This window comes from Rhodococcus daqingensis (assembly GCF_042665615.1).
Classification (GTDB): domain Bacteria; phylum Actinomycetota; class Actinomycetes; order Mycobacteriales; family Mycobacteriaceae; genus Rhodococcus_G; species Rhodococcus_G daqingensis.
Map to the genome: position 1 here is coordinate 1 of NZ_JBHTCS010000012.1, position 16,214 is coordinate 16,214.

General features: G+C 70.4%; 17 protein-coding genes. 12 read left to right on the forward strand and 5 right to left on the reverse strand.

Annotated features, from left to right (window positions below; genetic code table 11):
* The first annotated feature begins 198 nt into the window (after positions 1-198).
* From ACFQS9_RS10265 to ACFQS9_RS10275, 3 genes are all read left to right on the forward strand, one after another.
* On the forward strand, positions 199-1,041 hold the full coding sequence (locus tag ACFQS9_RS10265; RefSeq protein WP_378404184.1) for an SMP-30/gluconolactonase/LRE family protein: 843 nt from the start codon (positions 199-201) through the stop codon (positions 1,039-1,041).
* A 115-nt stretch (positions 1,042-1,156) separates the two neighbouring features.
* Positions 1,157-1,684: a peptidase gene (locus ACFQS9_RS10270; protein WP_378404185.1), complete on the forward strand. Its 528-nt coding sequence runs from the start codon at positions 1,157-1,159 to the stop codon at positions 1,682-1,684.
* A 283-nt stretch (positions 1,685-1,967) separates the two neighbouring features.
* Entirely contained in the window at positions 1,968-2,672 is a 705-nt protein-coding gene (locus ACFQS9_RS10275; protein WP_378404187.1) for a TMEM165/GDT1 family protein, read from the forward strand.
* A 13-nt stretch (positions 2,673-2,685) separates the two neighbouring features.
* Here the strand turns inward: ACFQS9_RS10275 and ACFQS9_RS10280 are convergent, their stop codons facing one another.
* Positions 2,686-3,417 (reverse strand): hypothetical protein, encoded by a 732-nt coding sequence (locus ACFQS9_RS10280; protein ID WP_378404189.1) that lies wholly within the window; start codon positions 3,415-3,417, stop codon positions 2,686-2,688.
* 425 nt (positions 3,418-3,842) lie between these two features.
* Here ACFQS9_RS10280 and ACFQS9_RS10285 point away from each other — a divergent pair, with 425 nt between their 5' ends.
* Entirely contained in the window at positions 3,843-4,889 is a 1,047-nt protein-coding gene (locus ACFQS9_RS10285; protein WP_378404596.1) for a FecCD family ABC transporter permease, read from the forward strand.
* Positions 4,886-5,683: an ABC transporter ATP-binding protein gene (locus ACFQS9_RS10290; RefSeq protein WP_378404192.1), complete on the forward strand. Its 798-nt coding sequence runs from the start codon at positions 4,886-4,888 to the stop codon at positions 5,681-5,683. Before ACFQS9_RS10285 ends, ACFQS9_RS10290 begins: the two co-directional genes overlap by 4 nt.
* A gap of 11 nt (positions 5,684-5,694) precedes the next feature.
* Here ACFQS9_RS10290 and ACFQS9_RS10295 read toward each other — a convergent pair whose 3' ends face one another.
* A complete protein-coding gene (locus tag ACFQS9_RS10295) occupies positions 5,695-6,747 on the reverse strand; it encodes an ABC transporter substrate-binding protein (RefSeq protein WP_378404194.1) in 1,053 nt (350 codons plus the stop codon).
* 229 nt (positions 6,748-6,976) lie between these two features.
* Here ACFQS9_RS10295 and ACFQS9_RS10300 point away from each other — a divergent pair, with 229 nt between their 5' ends.
* On the forward strand, positions 6,977-7,324 hold the full coding sequence (locus ACFQS9_RS10300) for a TraR/DksA family transcriptional regulator (RefSeq protein WP_378404196.1): 348 nt from the start codon (positions 6,977-6,979) through the stop codon (positions 7,322-7,324).
* A 183-nt stretch (positions 7,325-7,507) separates the two neighbouring features.
* Here ACFQS9_RS10300 and ACFQS9_RS10305 read toward each other — a convergent pair whose 3' ends face one another.
* Positions 7,508-7,861: a hypothetical protein gene (locus ACFQS9_RS10305; RefSeq protein ID WP_378404198.1), complete on the reverse strand. Its 354-nt coding sequence runs from the start codon at positions 7,859-7,861 to the stop codon at positions 7,508-7,510.
* Between the two features lie 1,085 nt (positions 7,862-8,946).
* Here ACFQS9_RS10305 and ACFQS9_RS10310 point away from each other — a divergent pair.
* Positions 8,947-9,714, forward strand: a complete 768-nt coding sequence (locus tag ACFQS9_RS10310; RefSeq protein WP_378404200.1) for an SDR family NAD(P)-dependent oxidoreductase — start codon at positions 8,947-8,949, stop codon at positions 9,712-9,714.
* A 235-nt stretch (positions 9,715-9,949) separates the two neighbouring features.
* Here ACFQS9_RS10310 and ACFQS9_RS10315 read toward each other — a convergent pair whose 3' ends face one another.
* Positions 9,950-10,627, reverse strand: coding sequence for a hypothetical protein (locus ACFQS9_RS10315; RefSeq protein ID WP_378404202.1), 678 nt, complete (start codon positions 10,625-10,627; stop codon positions 9,950-9,952).
* Between the two features lie 335 nt (positions 10,628-10,962).
* Positions 10,963-12,525, reverse strand: a complete 1,563-nt coding sequence (locus ACFQS9_RS10320) for a TM0106 family RecB-like putative nuclease (RefSeq protein WP_378404598.1) — start codon at positions 12,523-12,525, stop codon at positions 10,963-10,965.
* A 281-nt stretch (positions 12,526-12,806) separates the two neighbouring features.
* Between ACFQS9_RS10320 and ACFQS9_RS10325 the strand changes: the two genes are divergently transcribed.
* The 5 genes from ACFQS9_RS10325 to ACFQS9_RS10345 are packed head-to-tail and all read left to right on the forward strand — an operon-like array spanning position 12,807 to position 16,190.
* On the forward strand, positions 12,807-13,424 hold the full coding sequence (locus tag ACFQS9_RS10325; protein ID WP_378404204.1) for a DUF6474 family protein: 618 nt from the start codon (positions 12,807-12,809) through the stop codon (positions 13,422-13,424).
* 22 nt (positions 13,425-13,446) lie between these two features.
* Positions 13,447-13,980: a hypothetical protein gene (locus tag ACFQS9_RS10330; protein ID WP_378404206.1), complete on the forward strand. Its 534-nt coding sequence runs from the start codon at positions 13,447-13,449 to the stop codon at positions 13,978-13,980.
* 55 nt (positions 13,981-14,035) lie between these two features.
* Complete coding sequence (locus ACFQS9_RS10335) at positions 14,036-14,698, forward strand: YcnI family copper-binding membrane protein (protein ID WP_378404208.1); 663 nt, start codon at positions 14,036-14,038, stop codon at positions 14,696-14,698.
* A gap of 29 nt (positions 14,699-14,727) precedes the next feature.
* Complete coding sequence (locus ACFQS9_RS10340; RefSeq protein WP_378404600.1) at positions 14,728-15,222, forward strand: copper resistance CopC family protein; 495 nt, start codon at positions 14,728-14,730, stop codon at positions 15,220-15,222.
* A gap of 5 nt (positions 15,223-15,227) precedes the next feature.
* Positions 15,228-16,190 (forward strand): CopD family protein, encoded by a 963-nt coding sequence (locus tag ACFQS9_RS10345; protein ID WP_378404210.1) that lies wholly within the window; start codon positions 15,228-15,230, stop codon positions 16,188-16,190.
* Positions 16,191-16,214 lie beyond the last annotated feature (24 nt).

The following is a 16,214-nucleotide window of genomic DNA, read 5'->3' on the forward strand; positions in this document are numbered from 1 at the left end:
TCAACTGGAACGACGTCGCCGCCCGCTTCGACCGCGCCCGCACCCAGACCGCCGGCCTGATCGTCTAAGCGGCCTCACCGAAGGTGCGCGATCCGTACCCCGACCGGGGTGAAGATCACGCACAGTCCGACCCTTCCGCCGCGCCCGATCATCGGGCGCGGCGGAGTCGTTTCCGGCAATCGGTCGTATCGTTGAGGGATGGACACCCTCGTCGAGGGTCTGACCTTTCCCGATGGGGCACGCTGGCACGACCGGCACCTGTGGTTCTCGGACACCCATGCCGGTGAGGTGTTGGCGTACGACCCGGTGACGGGCTCGCTCAACACCGTGGCCGAGGTTCCCGGCCGACCCGCCGGCCTGGGTTTTCTCCCCGACGGTCGGCTCCTGATCGTCTCCACCCGCGACCTGCTGGTGCTGCGGCGCGAATCGGACGGCACCCTGGTCGTGCACGCCGACCTCTCCGGCGTCGCCACCTGGTACCTGCGCGACATGTGCGTCGACCGGCTCGGCCGCGCCTACGTCGGCAACGACGGTGACGACAGCGATCCCCCGCGGCCGCCCCGCCCGGCCGACCTGGCGATGATCGAACCCGACGGCACCGTCCACGACGTCGCGACGTCGATGATGCTGGCCGGGGGCATGGTGGTGACCTCCGACGGGGGCACTCTCATCGTCGCGGAGACCCGGTCGACCCCGGGACGGCTGACCGGGTTCACGATCGAGCCCGATGGCAGCCTCGAACAACGGCGGGTGATCGCCGAGTTCGACGCCGCCGTTCACCCCGACGGACTCACGATCGACGCCGAGGACGGGGTCTGGGTGGCCTCCCCGTTCGGTGACGAGGTCTTCCGTGTCGACGCGGAGGGCGTCATCACGGACCGCTTGCCCGCACCGCACCCCTATTCGCTCGCACTGGGCGGCGCGGACGGCCGTGACCTGTTCGTCTGCACCTCCGGAACGTGGATACCGGAGGAGGCCGAGGAAGACCGCAGCGGCGCTGTGAGTCGCATCCGGGTGCGGGTCCCCGCCGCCCAGGCCTAGCGCATTCCCCCAGTTCGCTGGCACTCGATCCCGCTTGTCTGCCAGCCGGGTTCGGCGCATCCTGGAGTTGTCTCGGGAGGTCCTCCCGGGCCCCGTCGCGCGGAAGGAGACGGACATGACCCCGCACGGGCACATCGGCGTCTCGCCCTTCCATGCCGCGGGGGCCCTGCGCGGATTCATCATCTCCGGTCGTTGGCCGGACACCACCAAGGAATGGGCCCAGCTCCTGGTGCTCGCCGTGCGAATCGCCTGTGTCCCCGGATTACTACCCACCTCAACGGTTTTCGGGGCGCACGAGGATCTCCCCGAGGATCCGGAACCCGGCACCGTGGGACTGGTCGTCGCGGAAGGTCCGGTCTTGGGTGAATCTGCCGTCACGCCGGGATGTTTCGCGGAGCATCAACCCCCCGCCCTGCTGGTGTTGCATCCGCCGTCGGAGACGATGCCCTCCTTGCCGGAGTGCGCGGGTGCGGCCTCCGGCTGCCTGTTGTTACCGGGTGTCCCGCACCTGGGGTTGGACCACCGGGCCGCCTGGGTGGAGGCGGACGCGGACGGCACCGTGACGTCGATGGTCAGCCGGATGAGCCTCGATCCGAACACGGACCCCGACACCGCCGTTTTGGCCATGCTGCTGACCGCCTGAGGCGAACCGGAAGAACAAAGTTCGGCCTCCCAAACTTGTTGTGCGCTTTGCGATCTCGCGAGACTCGGGTACTCTTACGCTTAGCGAAGGGGAGTAGCCCCCAATCGAGCAGTCGACATACTGGTCAGCATCGGGAAATTGATGCGCCCGGCTGCCCGAACCGGCGCCGTCGTATACACGGCAGGCACCGGTGGGCGAGACCTTCGGCTGTCGACGTCCACACGTCGACGGCCGGAGGAACGTTCCCAACATCCTCCGAAACCAGATATCGGAGGAGGTCCGCATGCTCGCCGCGTTGCTGCTCAGCTTCGGCGTCATTTTCGTCGCCGAGCTCGGCGACAAGTCCCAGCTCATGGCGATGACCTTCGCCCTGCGCTACAAGTGGTGGGTCGTGATCGGCGGCATCACCGTCGCCACCACCGTCGTGCACCTGGTCTCCGTCGGCGTCGGCCACTCCCTGGGCGCGGCCATCCCCACGAACCTGATCAGCATCATCGGCGGCATCGCCTTCGTGATCTTCGGCCTGTGGACCCTGCGCGGCGACAGCCTCAGCGAGGACGAACAGAACAAGGCCGCCCGCGTCGGCACCTCGGCGTTCCTCGCGGTCGCCTCGGCCTTCTTCCTCGCCGAGCTCGGCGACAAGACCATGCTCGCCACCGTCACCCTGGCCGCGGACAACGACTGGGTCGGCGTCTGGATCGGCTCGACGGTCGGCATGGTCGCGGCCGATGCCCTCGCCATCGTGGTCGGCGCCGTCCTCGGCAAGCACCTGCCCGAGCGGCTCATCGCGGTCGGCGCCGCCATCCTGTTCTTCGTCTTCGGCGTGATGATGCTGCTCGAGGGCCTGTTCCCCGGGACCGCGGCCGGCCCGATCGCCGGCGGCGTGCTCCTGGCTGTCGCGGCGCTGGCCGGTGTCGTGCACTGGGCGCGGTCCCGCACCGCCGCCGCCGTACCGGTCGAGGAGACCCGCGAGCCCCTCGACCAGTAGGCGCGACCAGCGGTCAGGAACCGGTGCTCCCGGTACCACCCATCGGGGTGACCCGGGTATTCCCTGTCGCCAACCAGTCCTCCGACGCCGGGACTCCGGTGCCGGTGACCGTGACCCCGCTTGGGTTGTCAAGGCCGTACCCGCTCGCGCGATAACGCAAGTGGACCGACACATAACCGGACATGAAAGATATCTCCCCGGCTACCCCGGTGTACTCGCGAGACTTCGGGACAGCCCAGCCACCGACAGGCGGGGTGACGGTGACATCCCCGGTGACGGGATCTACCGCAACGGTCGAGTCCAGTGCCCAATGCGTGGATCCCTCCGGATACCAGCCGGGCTTCCCAGCGGAAACCGTGGCGTCCATGAATTCGAAGCCCCTCGGAGGGTGGTGGGTGACGCTCGAAACTACGACGTCCGGCACGGCCGGTTGGTACCCCCCCTCCCCGGCACTGCTGCTCGCATAGAAGGACACCACCTCACCCGATTTGACGTCCTTGGGACCGGTATAACTCATTCGGAGGTCGCCGGCCATCCCCTGGTCCGTGAAGGCATTTCTGTAGCACGGCCCCCCCGATGGCGTCCACTCGATGGTGCACGGAGGCCACAGATTTTGCTGTATCTCGTCCTCCCACCACGACTGCCCGGCCGCAGTTCCCGCACCCATCGTGATGCCGCTCGCGGCAATGGTCAGCGCCGCAAGTACCGACCCACCCGCGCGCACCAGCTGTCCAGCAATTGCCATTGACAAGATCTCCTTCGATCGCGGAGCGCCGACGAGCCCAGTGCCCACCCCGCCCCGTAGCCCGCCAAGAGTAAGGGGTGCGACGGGCACCCAGCATCGGAACCGCGATGCCACTTTGCGCAGGTCAAAGCGTTAAACACTGTCACGAACGCTCCGCCACCCGCGCGGGCACCACTCCCGAGTGCCGGGGAGCCGATCGACTGATCCGGCAGCCGGGATATGGTCGGCGCGGCCGTTCGTGCGGTCACGATCGGCGAGGGAACCCGGTGCGAATCCGGGACTGACGCGCAACGGTGACGGTCGCGACGACCGAAGTCCGATTGCTCACCGATCGGTTGGTGAAGTGCCGGCCCCGCGACTGGGCCCTGGACCAGGAGTTCCTCCCCATGCGCCTCCCCCTCCGGCCGGCCGCCGCCCGCGCCCCCATGACGGCGACCGTGAGCGCGACGAGGTTCGATTCCAAGCCGCTTTTCGCCGGGTTGTTGGCGAGCGGATTCGTGCTGCTCGCCCTCTCCATCGCGATCGCCATCACGTTCGGCCCGGCCAGCCTCTCCGTCGGCGACGTGTACGCGGTGGTCCTCGAGCACTGGGGCCTCGGGACGTCCGGGGTCAGCCGGATCAAGGACGGCATCGTCTGGGAGCTGCGGCTCCCGCGGACCCTCCTCGCCGCGATCTGCGGCGCCGGCCTGGCCCTGTGCGGCGCGATCATGCAGTCGCTGCTGCGCAACCCGCTCGCCGATCCGTTCGTGCTGGGCATCTCCTCCGGCGCCTCGACGGGCGCGGTCCTGGTGCTGGTGCTCGGGATCGGGGCAGGCTCCATCTCGCTGTCGATGGGCGCCTTCACCGGCGCCGTGCTGTCCTTCACCCTGGTCATGCTGCTCGCGGCGGGGGCGGGCGGCGGCACGGCTCGGGTGATCCTGGCCGGTGTCGCGGGCACCCAGCTGTTCTCGGCGCTGACCTCCTTCATCGTGATCTCCTCCGCCGACGCCGAGCAGACCCGGGGCGTGCTGTTCTGGCTGCTCGGCTCGCTCAGCGGGGCCGACTGGTCCGACGTGACGTTGTGCGGTGCCGCCACCGTGCTGGGGATCGTCGTCTGCCTCGCCCACGCCTCCGCCATGGACGCGTTCACCTTCGGCAACTCCGCCGCCGCCTCCCTCGGGGTCTCGGTGCGGCGGGTCCGGATCACCCTGCTCACCGTGACCGCGCTGATCACCGCGGCACTGGTCAGCGCGGCCGGGGCGATCGGCTTCGTCGGGCTGGTGCTGCCGCATGCCGCCCGGTTCCTGGTCGGTGCCCGGCACAGCCGCCTGCTGCCCGCGACGGCGCTGACCGGCGCGATCTTCATGGTCTGGGTGGACGCCATCGCGCGCACCCTGTTCGCACCTCAGGAGGTCCCCGTCGGCGTGGTCACCGCCCTCATCGGCGTCCCCGCGTTCGCCCTCATCCTCTTCCGAATGCGGAGCAGCCAATGAGCTTGCAGGCAAAGAACATCCAGTGGAGCAGGGGCGGGCACCTGGTCCTCGACGGGATCACCGTCGAGCCGGTCGCGGGTGAGACCATCGGGCTGCTCGGACCGAACGGCTCGGGCAAGTCGTCGCTCCTGAGCCTTCTCGCCGGCATCGCGACTCCCGACGTCGGTCGAATCCTCCTCGACGACACCGATATCCGGTCGCTGCGGCGACGGCAGGTCGCGCGACGGGTGGCGACGGTCGATCAGCACGCGGACACCGAGGTCGACATCACGGTGATCGACGTGGTGCGGCTCGGGCGGATCCCACATCGGGGGGTGTTCGGCGGCGACGAGGCCGCGGATGCCCGCGCCGTCGATCGGGCGCTCGCCCACACCGGCATGGCGTCGAACTCACACCGGCTCTGGCACACCCTCTCCGGCGGCGAACGCCAGCGGGCGCAGATCGCGAGGGCCCTGGCCCAGGAGCCGGCGGAGCTGCTGCTCGATGAGCCCACCAACCACCTCGACATCGCGCATCAGCTCGAGATCCTCTCGCTCGTCGCCGAGCTGCCCCTGACCAGCTACATCGCGCTGCACGACCTCAATCTGGCGGCGATGTTCTGCGACCGCGTCGTGGTGCTGGCGCAGGGCCGCATCGTGGCGGCGGGAACACCGGCCGAGGTGATCACCGAGGAGCTGGTCGAGCGGGTCTACCGGGTGCGGGCCACCGTCACCCTCGATGCGGTCGACGGCTATCCGTCGGTCAGTTACCGTCCCGGGTCGACCCGCGCGCGGGAGTCGTCGATCCCCGGCTGACATCCGTTGCGTCAGGCAGGGCCGGCCCGCAACCCGGCCGCCAGTTTCTCCACCGCGCCGACCTCGCGGATCCCGGGATCGAGTTCCGAACCGGTCAGCACGACGTACCGCCGGTTCTGCACGGCGGCGAGCTGCCGAGTCACCGGGTTGGACTCCAGGAAGGCGATCTTCGTCTCCAGCGCATCACCGTCCACGCGCTTGCGGCTCAGGTCTCCGAGCACCAGCACGTCCGGGTTCCGCTCCGCGACCGACTCCCAGTTGATCTCCGGCCAGTCGTCGCGCGAATCGGCGAACACGTTCACCGCTCCGGTCTCGGACGCGAACAATCCCGGCGCGGAGCAGCATCCGGCCATGTACGGGGCCTCGAGGCCGGAGAACCAGAAGGCCACCGTCTGCCCCGCCGCCCCGCCGCGCGCCGTGGCTGTCGCCGCGTCCTTCCGGGACTGCAGCTGCGCGACCAGGTCCGCGCCGCGCTGCTGGACGTCGAAGATCTGCGCGAGCTCGCGGATCTCCCGGTACAGGGTGTCGATGGTGAGCGGTCGGTCGCGGGTGACGGTCTCGCCGCTGATCGTGGTGTCCGTGCACACGGACGGCGACTGGTAGGTGGGGACGCCGAGCTGAGCGAACCGGGCGCGGTCGGCGACCACCGCCGGGGTGAAGGTGTGCGCGCTGGCGGACGTCACCAGGTCCGGCTCCGTGTCCAGGACGGTCTCGAGCGACGGGTCGTTGTCGGCTAGCCGGGGCACGGAGGCGTTGTCGGCCGCGAGGTCCTCGAGCACCGGGTCGAACCAGGTGGAGGTGCCCACCATCCGATCGGCGAGCCCGAGCGAGAGCAGGATCTCGGTCGAGCTCTGGTACAGCGAGACCGCGCGACGCGGCGCCGCGTCGAACGTGACCGTCGCACCGCAGTTCTCCAGGGTCAGCGGGTAGCTGGTGGGGCCGACCGCTGCGGATTCGATGGGCTGGGACGAAGCGGCGTCGGTCGACCCCGAACATCCCGTGACCAGGGCCGCGATGAGCAGGGTGGACACGACAAGCGCGCGCGGGGCCGGTGCTGTGGGCACGGACAACGTCCTTCGAAAGGGGGCTCTCTCGCGAAGCCCGTCGACAGGGGGCGACATCGTGGACGATGCCCGTCCGCGAGCGATCGGACTCGGGGCGTACCCCACACCGTTGCGCGTCAGTTCCGGATTCACACCGGATTCCCTCGCCGGACCGGCCGACTCTAACAGCCCCGTACAGATCGCTGCCGCAGCACGGAAGCAACGCTTCCGCCGCGGTGTTGTACCGGACATGACCGAGTCCACCGCTGCCACCGCCCGCGACCGGATCGCGGCGGAGCAGGCCGCGACCGAGCGCCGGATCGAATCGCTGAACGCCCGATTGAACGACATCCTCGACGGGTCGGAGCTGACCTCGAACGACGACGAACACGATCCGGAGGGCTCGACGATCGCGTTCGAACGGGCCCAGGTCGCCTCGCTGCTCGGGGACGCGCGGCAGGAGCTCGACGACCTCGAAGCCGCCCGGCGGCGTGTCGACGACGGCAGCTACGGGATCTGCGTGAAGTGCGGGCGACCCATCGGCACCGAGCGGCTCGACGTGCTGCCCGCGGTGTTGCGCTGCATCGACTGCTCCTGACACCCGGCGGCCGCCGACGCAACTCCGTCGCGATGGGAATCGTGGTGGTGGTCGCGAGGACCCGACAATCGGTACGGGAACCGCCCGCCCATGGGATAAGTGAGCGGGCGGCGCCGAACTCGATCTGGTTCTGCGATGGCGGCCGCTGCCGCAGCCCAGCCATCAGCGGAGTGATCCGCTTAGCTACCCCACCTGGAGTTCACCGGGAAAGGCGACATCCGGATCGATCCCCTGCAACCACGCCATGAAGATCTCCTTCTTGGTCGGCCAGGGGTCGGGGCAGCGCTCCGGAGCGCAGCCGATAAAGATGTCGTCCTCGTCGATCGACCCGGCGCTGACACCCCCAAACAGCAGCGCGGCGAAGCCGAGCTCCTCTACGGAGCCGACCGCGGCGCCCGGGAGGTCCTCGACGGAACCGGTAACACCGGCCGGGGGTTCCGCGGCCGTTGCCGTGCCCCCACCGAGGGCCAGTCCGCCGCCGAGCAGAGCGGTCGCAAAGAGGACAGACGCACCGCGGCGCGCCAGGGTTCGAGACATGAAGCTCCTTTCAAAATCCACGCGCGGTTATCTGGCACTCGCGACCACACTCGTCGGGCGACGACTCCTCATGACACGCTGAACCCGAACCAGCTCAGCGCGCCATCTCGGATACAGGGCCCGTTATCCAGGAACCTGGAAGTGTCATGGCAGGGACGTGGGTTCACAGCTTGGTTGATCAAGGCGATGAATCCCGGCGCGACATCGGCTGAGGAGAAGAAGAGCTCTTGTGACCCGGCCTCGACGGCCATCTCGGCGGAACCCGCCCCAGCCGGGGCCTCCGCGGCCGACGCCGTGCCCCCGCCGAAGCCCACAACCCCTCCCAGTACGGCCGCGGCGACAAGGACGGACGCGCCACGGCGCGCCAGAGTTCGAGACATGTGCAGATTCCTTCGTTCGAAGTAGTGATGACTGGGGCGGCCACCCCCGATCGGATGTCCCCGACCGCGGGGCCACTAGGGCGGACGCCTGCCTATCCGATGTTTACGACGGGGGTACGGCGGAACCCGGAGTGAGCTTGCTGAACCAGTCAGCCCAGGCGAGCGAACCGAACCCACTGAAATCCGATGGACAGTCGAGCGCACATCCAATCCATGCATTGCCGGGCTCTACGGAACCACCCGCTACCAGCACGGAATCCACCCCGATGAGTGCGTAAAGGAGGCCGAACTCGATCACGGCGGAGCCCCCGGGGTAGGACAGGGAAGATTCCTCTGCGGATGCCGTGCCTCCGCCGAGACCCAGACCACCGCCGAGCAGGGCCGCGGCGACGAGAACGGACGCGCCACGTCGCGCCAGAGTTCGAGACATGAAGATTCCTTCGATCGAGTGTGATGACGGGACGGCCACACCCATCGGACGCCCCCCGACCGCGCCAGAATAGGGGCGGTCGCGCGCCCGCACTGCCGAATTCGAGAATCGGCATCTTCGCAGGTCAAACGTTATACACAACGCCCGCGGACGGCCGGATCGGCAAGACCGGAGCACCGTTCGGTGAACCGTCGTTAACCAGACTCATATCGGGGCGCTATCGTTCAGGTCACTACCGGTCGGCCAACGGTGGCCGCCAGAAAAGGGGATCGACTGTGGAAATCCAGGGAACCGCGGCACTGGTCACCGGAGCTGCCTCCGGCCTCGGCGCTGCCACCGCCAAGCGCTTCGCGGACGCGGGCGCCACCGTCTTCGGGCTGGACCTGGCCCAGTCCATCGAGCGCGCGGGCGACAGCGTGCCGGCCGGCGTCACCCTCATCCCCACCGATGTGACCAGCGGCGACGAGGTTCAGGCCGCCGTCGACCAGATCGTCGCCTCCGGTGTGCCGCTGCGCACCGTCGTGAACTGCGCGGGCGTCGGCTGGGCCGGCCGCATCCTGTCCAAGAACGGCCCGCACGACCTGGAGCTGTTCCGCACGGTCATCACCGTCAACCTCCTCGGCACCTTCAACGTGATGCGCCTGGCCGCCGACGCGATCGCCAAGACCGACGCCGTCGACGAGTCCGGCCAGCGCGGCGTGGTCATCAACACCGCCTCGGTCGCGGCGTTCGAGGGCCAGATCGGCCAGATCGCCTACTCCGCCTCCAAGGGCGGCGTGCACGGCATGACCGTCCCCGCCGCTCGCGACCTGGCGCAGTTCGGCATCCGCGTCAACACGATCGCCCCCGGCATCATCGACACCCCGATGCTCGCCGGCGTCACCGACGAGTACCGCAAGGGCCTCGAGGCCGGCGTGCCGTTCCCGTCCCGGCTCGGCAACCCCTCCGAGTACGCGCAGCTCGCGCAGATGATCGTCGAGCACGACTACCTCAACGGCGAGACGATCCGGATGGACGGCGCGCTGCGGATGGCCCCGCGGTAGGAATGCGCAAGCGCAGTGGTGCGGTTGCGGGAGGCCATGGGGCTGTTGCGTTCTAGATGACGGGTCCGTGAGAGCCGTGCTGGGGTGGGTCGGGTTCCGATGGTTGGTGACCGACCCACCCCAGCTACGTTCCCCGCTCCGGCGAGGCTGGTGAGGATCTCCGGGCCAAATCGACTACGCGAACCGATGCTCCTCGACCGGCCCACCGAAAACGGCCGTCGGAGTGGCGAAGACGTCAGGAACCGTAACCCACGCTCCCGGTGCCCTCACCCCCGAGCACGTGAGTTTCCGCAGTGACCAGCGAGCCTTCGGCGGCGGGCGCACCTATGCCGGTGAAGGTGATACCGCTGGTGCTGCCGAGAGCCCGATCGGGGGCCCGATACATGAAGTCGAAGTACACCCTGTCGGTGCTGTCCGCAGCACCGACTTCGGTGTCGTACGGCCGCAGCTTCCAGCCTCCGGCGGGGGCGGTGACGGTGACGTCGCCGGTGATCTCGTCGATGTCGACGGCCTTGTTCAATTCGACCGCGACTGTTTCCCCGGGCAGCCACCCATGCACCGTCACACCGACGAAGTCGAAGCCCTTCGGCGGGCGGAAGGTGATGTCGGTCACGCCGACGCCGTCTGGGCCCGCACCGACGAACGCGGCGTCGTCCGCCCAGATACTCCCCTGAAAGGCGAACTGATTGCCCGGCCACATTTCCTTGGGAGTGTGGAAACTGATGCGATAGTCGCCGAGGCTAGCCGACTGGTGGTCAACATTGCGGTAGCAGGGATCAGGGTCATTCGGATGTTGTTCCCATCCGCTGCAGATGGGCCACGTGTTCGACTGGATCTCGTCGACCCACCACGGTGCCGCGGCGGCGGTGTCAACGTCCGAGGACTGCGCGCCTGCGCTGCCCACCCCCACCATGACCCCACCCGTGACAACCCCACCGACCACGATCGCGACGGCACCGATCATCGACGCACCCCGACGCACAATTTTCCTGCCCACGAAGGCACTCCCCGTTCTCCGAACGATGATGGGCACCCAACCGTTTGGACACCCCCGACGGCGGCACATTAGCGCCCACCGCCCCCACCTACACCGGATATCGAAGAATCACATACTCGCAGCTCAAGCGTCTAACGCAACCCTTTCGCATCCTCGGTGACCCCATCGACCCCGCAACGAAGATCGCCCTCCCCACCATCAGGGAGTTCTGCACACGGCGGGGCCGGGGCCACCCCGGAGCCCTCGTTCGACTACAGGTCCGCGGCCAGCGGGACCTCGGCCTCGGCGCGGTCGGTCATCCACTCCCGCAACACCCGCGTCGCCTGGACGTCGTCCTCGTTGTAGACGAACAGCCGCTCCCGCTGCCCGAGATCCGGCTCGTGGTCGTAGCCGACCGCCTCGCGATACCAGCTCATCGACGCCTCGCCGCCCGCGTCCGCGTCCCGCCAATGGAATCCGGCAACCGGCGCAATCTTCTTGAGCCCCTTGCCGTTCGGACAGATGAACTGCTCACTGACCGCCTGGTAGATGTCCACCCACTCGGGGCCGTCGATGAACGCACGGATCTGCGCGACCGTCGGGATGCCCGGCATCCCCGCGAACCGGGTCGCCGAGTCGAGCAGCCACTTGTCTTCGGCCGCACGCGAATAGCAGTAGGCCGCGAAGGTCTTCCCGTCGGCGACGGTCGCCTCCCGGACCCCCATCAGCCAGCCCCAGAACTCCGCGAAGGACCTGCCCTCGTCGGGGGTCGGCAGCGGGTCCCAGGTGACGAACGGCCGGTACGGCCGGGTGACGCCGTCCGCGGTCAGCAGCGTGCCCCACAGGTACGCGCCGTGCTCCTGATAGCTCTCCATGTCCACGTCGACCTCGACGTCGGCCCGGCGCACCGTGACCTCGGGCTGCCTGCGCACCAGCGGGATCCCGCCCAGCCAGGCCTTCGCGATCACCACCACGTCCTCGAACCCGTTGCCCTGCCACTCCTCCGGCGCCGGCCCGTCCCAGGCCGCCAGGTCGTCGATGGTGTAGACCCCGGCCGCGCGCAGTGCCTCGGCCCGCGAGCCCGTCGCCACCAGGCTGACGTCCCGCGCCGCCGTCAGGTTCTCCTTGCACCGCGACCACCAGGGGCAGGACCGGCACTCGCCGATCTGCGAGGGGGAGGTGAAGCGGTCCCCCCGCGCCACGGCCAGGCGGTCGGTGAACCGCTCGTCGTACACGTCCATCACGGTGGCCAGGTCGTGCACGAGGATGCGCTCGCCGCCGTACCCGATGGCGCCGCCGAGCATCGACGGGCTCGCGATGCCCTGCGTCTGCAGCATCCGGTGCAGGTGCGCGAGGCGGAGCTGATCGCGGAGCTGGGCGCGCACCTTTCGGTCCGGGTCGACAACCGGCGCCCACTCGTCCAGGCCGGAGGTGATCGCGCCGCTCCCGGGGTCGGTGACCTTGTGGTTCACCACGATGACCGGGATGTATCCGCCGCGCTCGGCGTCCCGGATCAACAGCTCGGCCCGCCCGCGCCTGCCGGTGTCGAACTCGAGCGGCAGCACCGCGCCCCAGACCCGGTCCACGCCCTCGGCACACGCCCGCAGCGTCGCGGCCGCCCGCTCGCGCGACGGGCCGGCCGGATCGATCAGCACCCAGCTGTGACCGCCGGGTGCCATCAACCTCCGGAGCATGGCCTCCCGGTGCGCCTGGGCCGATTCCCGGCGCTGCTGCACGCCGATGTCCTCCGGCACCGACGCGATCAGCTCCGGATACGCCGAATCGAGATGGACCCGGTGCCGGCACGACGTCAACGTCCTGGGATCGATGAGCACCGGCCGAGCGCCGTTTCGGCTCGGCTCGGCTGGCTGCTGCGGATCCCGCGGGTCCTGCGAATGGTTCACGATGTGGAGATTATGGTCCGTCGTGCCGACAACCCGCACCGCGCCACCGTGCGCGGAGCCTGCGGAGCGACCCGCCCGGGCCCGAGCGGAGCCGGCGGGGCGACCAGGGCCGGTCCGCGCCGGACTCGCCGCCCACCCCCCGTCCGGTCGCGGATAGGCTGTCGGAGACGGGTGTGCCGAAGCTCGAGCGCCAAGAATGAGGGGCCTTACGCATGGGTTTGTTCAGGAAACGTAAGACACGCGCGACCCGGCGTGCCGAGGCCAAGGCCCTCAAGCACAAGGCGAAGGTGGAGGCGAAGCTCGGCGCCCGCAACGACCGCAAGAAGATGCGCGCCGAGGCAAAGTCCGCGAAGAAGGTCGAGAAGGCACAGCTCGCGACGCTGAAGGCCCAGGAGAAGGCCGCCACCCGCGGCCGGATGAGCGTCGGCCAGGTCCGCAAGTACCTCGGCATCGCCCGGCTGCTGACCCCGGTGCTCGCCCCGCTCGTCTACCGTGGCGCGACGATGCTGCGCGCGCAGCTCGACCAGCAGCGCGCCAACAAGATGGGCATCGCCGCCGAGGAGCTCGGCACCTACACCGGGCACGGCGCCCAGCTCAGCGCCCGGATCGCCGGCGCCGAACGATCGGCCAACGCCATCACCGCCCAGTTCCCCGACGCCGAGACCACCCGGTTCACCGCCGCCGTCCTCGGCCGCTTGGCCGAGCTCAGCACGGCCGTGCGCGCCTCCGAGCAGATGCCTGCCGCGCGCCGCAGGTCCGCCCATCACGCGATCTCGGCCGAGCTCGACGGAGTCGAGGCCGACCTGCTCGCCCGCCTCGGCGTCCGCTGACGCCAGGCGCAACCGTTCCCCGATGCCGACCCCCCGCCCCGACCACACCGCCCGCATGCGCGGCGCGGCGGTCGGGGCGCTCACCGCGGCGCTCACCGTGGCGGGCCACGGGGTCGCGGGCGGTGGATACCCGACCTCCTCGGCGCTGACGCTGCTGGTGCTGTGCTGCGCCGCGGTCGGCGCACTCACCGGCAGCCTGCGCGGCGGCCGCATCGCGCTGCTCGGCGCACTGGCGGCCGGGCAGCTCATCGGACACCTCGCGCTGTCCGCGGCGCTGACCGCGCACCAGGCGCACGGCCCGGAGCTCTCGCCCCGCGGGCTGACCATGCTCGGCGCACATGCGGCCGCGACCATGATGTGCGCGGCACTGATCCTGTCCGCGGAGGCACTGTACGGACCGCTCACCCGCGTCGTTCGGGCCGTGCTGCGTCAGTGGAATCCCCTGCCGCGCACCGACTTCTCACACCGGACCGCGCCGGCCACCGGGACCCCGACGGCCGCGCTGCGCGACTTCAGCATCTCGAGACGAGGACCGCCCGCGGCGGCGTTCGCCTGAGCCGGCCCCGGCGACCCGGGCCCGCCCCCACCCCTCGAGAGAAACGAAAACCCACATGCCCAACCACATTTCGCGTGCCCTCATCACGGTCGGCGCCGCGGGCGGCGTCCTGCTGCTCGGCACCGGCATCGCGTCCGCACACGTCTCCGTCAGCGCCCCCGGCGCCGAGCAGGGCGGCTACACCGTCCTGACCTTCAAGGTGCCCACCGAATCCGAGACCGCGGGGACCACGAAGCTGACGGTGACGCTGCCGAACCTGAAGTCGGCGCGCACCGAGCCGATGCCCGGCTGGACCTCGCAGGTCACCAAGGACCCCGCCTCCGGCGAGGCCACCTCCGTCACCTGGACCGCCGATCCCGGCGTGAGCGTCGGCCCCGGCCAGTTCCAGCAGTTCGCGCTGTCCGCCGGGCCGCTGCCCGAGCAGGACGAGGTGTCCTTCGTCGCGGCCCAGACCTACAGCGACGGTCAGGTCGTGAACTGGGACCAGCAGCTCGGCGCCGACGGCAGCGAGCCCGAGAAGCCGGCGCCCGCCCTGGCGCTGGCCCCCGCGTCCGAGTCCGAGGACGGCAGCCACGGCGCCGCGACCGCCTCCGACACGACCACCGACAACGACAACGTCGACACCACCGCCCGGTGGCTCGGCGGGATCGGCCTGGTGCTCGGCGCCCTCGGCGCCGCGCTCGGCGTCGCTGCGACCGTCCGCGGTCGGCGCTCGTGAGCGCCCGGGTTCGCGTCCTCGTCGTGACGATGGTCGCGGCGGTGGCGGCGCTGCTCGGCGCGGGCGTCGCCGGGGCACACGCGACGGCGACCGGTTCCACCCCGGCGGACGGTTCGTCCGTCGCGGCGGGCCCGGACCAGGCCGTCATCACGTTCAACGAGCCGATGCAGTCCAGCTTCGCCACGCTCACCGTGGTCGGCCCGGACGGCAACCTGTGGTCGAAGGGCGCTCCCACCGTGCAGGGCACCACGGTCAGCGTCCCGCTCGGTGAGCTCGGGCCCACCGGGGTCTACACGATCGCGTACCGGGTCACGTCCGCGGACGGCCATCCCGTCAGCGGGACCCGCACCTTCACCCTCACCGAGGAGGGCTCGGGGACTCCCGGCCCGAAGCCGGGCGGCAACTCCGCCGCCGAGGACGGCGACTCGGACGGGCTGCCGATGTGGCCGTTCATCGTCGCGGGCGTGCTGGTGTTCGGCGGCGGCCTGGCGTTCGCGCTGCGCCGTCCCAGCGGCAAGAGCTGACCTCGGTGGCCTCGGCGGGCGTGCGGCGGCGGTGGCGGGTCTCGCCGCGATGGCTGCTGTTCGCCGCGCCCGCCGGCCTCGCCGGGGTCGGCACGGCCTGGCCGCTGGCGACCCCTGACGGGCCCGACCCGTCGAGCCTGATCCGGGTGCTCGCCATCCTCCTGGGTTCGACGGTCCTCGGACTCACCGCGCTCGAGTGGCTGCAGCGATCCGACCCACGGCCGGTGGTCGCCCGGGCCGAGTTGTGGCGGCCGATCGCGGCGCTGGCCGGGGCCTGGACCCTGGCCGAGCTCGCCCTGGTGGTCGCCGCGGCCGCGGCGACCACGGAGACCGGGGCGGGCACGCTGTCCTCGACCGCGTTCGGCCGTTTTCTCGGCGACGTGAGCGCGGGCCAGATCGGCGGCGCCACCGTGGCGTGCACGGCCGCGATCGCGGTGATCGCCGCGCTGGCGTTCCGGCGGCGCGCGGACTGGCCGATCACCTCCGTCGCGGTACTCGCCGCCGTCGCGCTCGCGGCGCGTCCCGTCACCGGTCACATGTCGGCGCAGGCCTTCGGTGCGTTGCTGGGCGCCGCGCACGCACTGTCCGCCGCGCTGTGGCTCGGACCGCTCGTCGCCATGGCGTTGCTGCTGCGGGCCCGGGGCGCGTGGGCCACCCTGCTGCCCCGCTACTCCGACCTCGCCACGCGCTGCGTCGCCGTGCTGGCGGTGACCGGGCTGATCGACGCCGCGGTCAAGCTCGGCGACCTGGGCGCGCTGATCGGCACGGGCTACGGGCGGATCGTGCTGGCCAAGGCCGCTGCGCTGCTCGCGCTCGGGGCGCTCGGCTGGTGGTGGCGCCGGACCTGGGTGTCCGCGGCGGGCGCGCACCGGGTGCAGGCCGACGACTCGCTGCGTCGCGCCGTGCTCGAGGTGCTCGCGATGGCCGTCGCGTTCGGGCTGGCCGCCGCGCTGGCCACCACCGCCTGAACCGGCGGGTGTCGGCCGGCGGGG

Bases quoted from the DNA above. Each gene is read 5' to 3' on its own strand.
- ACFQS9_RS10265 (WP_378404184.1), top strand. From the start codon at position 199: ATGGACACCCTCGTCGAGGGTCTGACCTTTCCCGATGGGGCACGCTGG.
- ACFQS9_RS10270 (WP_378404185.1), top strand. From the start codon at position 1,157: ATGACCCCGCACGGGCACATCGGCGTCTCGCCCTTCCATGCCGCGGGG.
- ACFQS9_RS10275 (WP_378404187.1), top strand. From the start codon at position 1,968: ATGCTCGCCGCGTTGCTGCTCAGCTTCGGCGTCATTTTCGTCGCCGAG.
- ACFQS9_RS10280 (WP_378404189.1), bottom strand. From the start codon at position 3,417: ATGGCAATTGCTGGACAGCTGGTGCGCGCGGGTGGGTCGGTACTTGCG.
- ACFQS9_RS10285 (WP_378404596.1), top strand. From the start codon at position 3,843: ATGACGGCGACCGTGAGCGCGACGAGGTTCGATTCCAAGCCGCTTTTC.
- ACFQS9_RS10290 (WP_378404192.1), top strand. From the start codon at position 4,886: ATGAGCTTGCAGGCAAAGAACATCCAGTGGAGCAGGGGCGGGCACCTG.
- ACFQS9_RS10300 (WP_378404196.1), top strand. From the start codon at position 6,977: ATGACCGAGTCCACCGCTGCCACCGCCCGCGACCGGATCGCGGCGGAG.
- ACFQS9_RS10305 (WP_378404198.1), bottom strand. From the start codon at position 7,861: ATGTCTCGAACCCTGGCGCGCCGCGGTGCGTCTGTCCTCTTTGCGACC.
- ACFQS9_RS10315 (WP_378404202.1), bottom strand. From the start codon at position 10,627: ATGGTGGGGGTGGGCAGCGCAGGCGCGCAGTCCTCGGACGTTGACACC.
- ACFQS9_RS10325 (WP_378404204.1), top strand. From the start codon at position 12,807: ATGGGTTTGTTCAGGAAACGTAAGACACGCGCGACCCGGCGTGCCGAG.
- ACFQS9_RS10330 (WP_378404206.1), top strand. From the start codon at position 13,447: ATGCCGACCCCCCGCCCCGACCACACCGCCCGCATGCGCGGCGCGGCG.
- ACFQS9_RS10335 (WP_378404208.1), top strand. From the start codon at position 14,036: ATGCCCAACCACATTTCGCGTGCCCTCATCACGGTCGGCGCCGCGGGC.
- ACFQS9_RS10340 (WP_378404600.1), top strand. From the start codon at position 14,728: ATGGTCGCGGCGGTGGCGGCGCTGCTCGGCGCGGGCGTCGCCGGGGCA.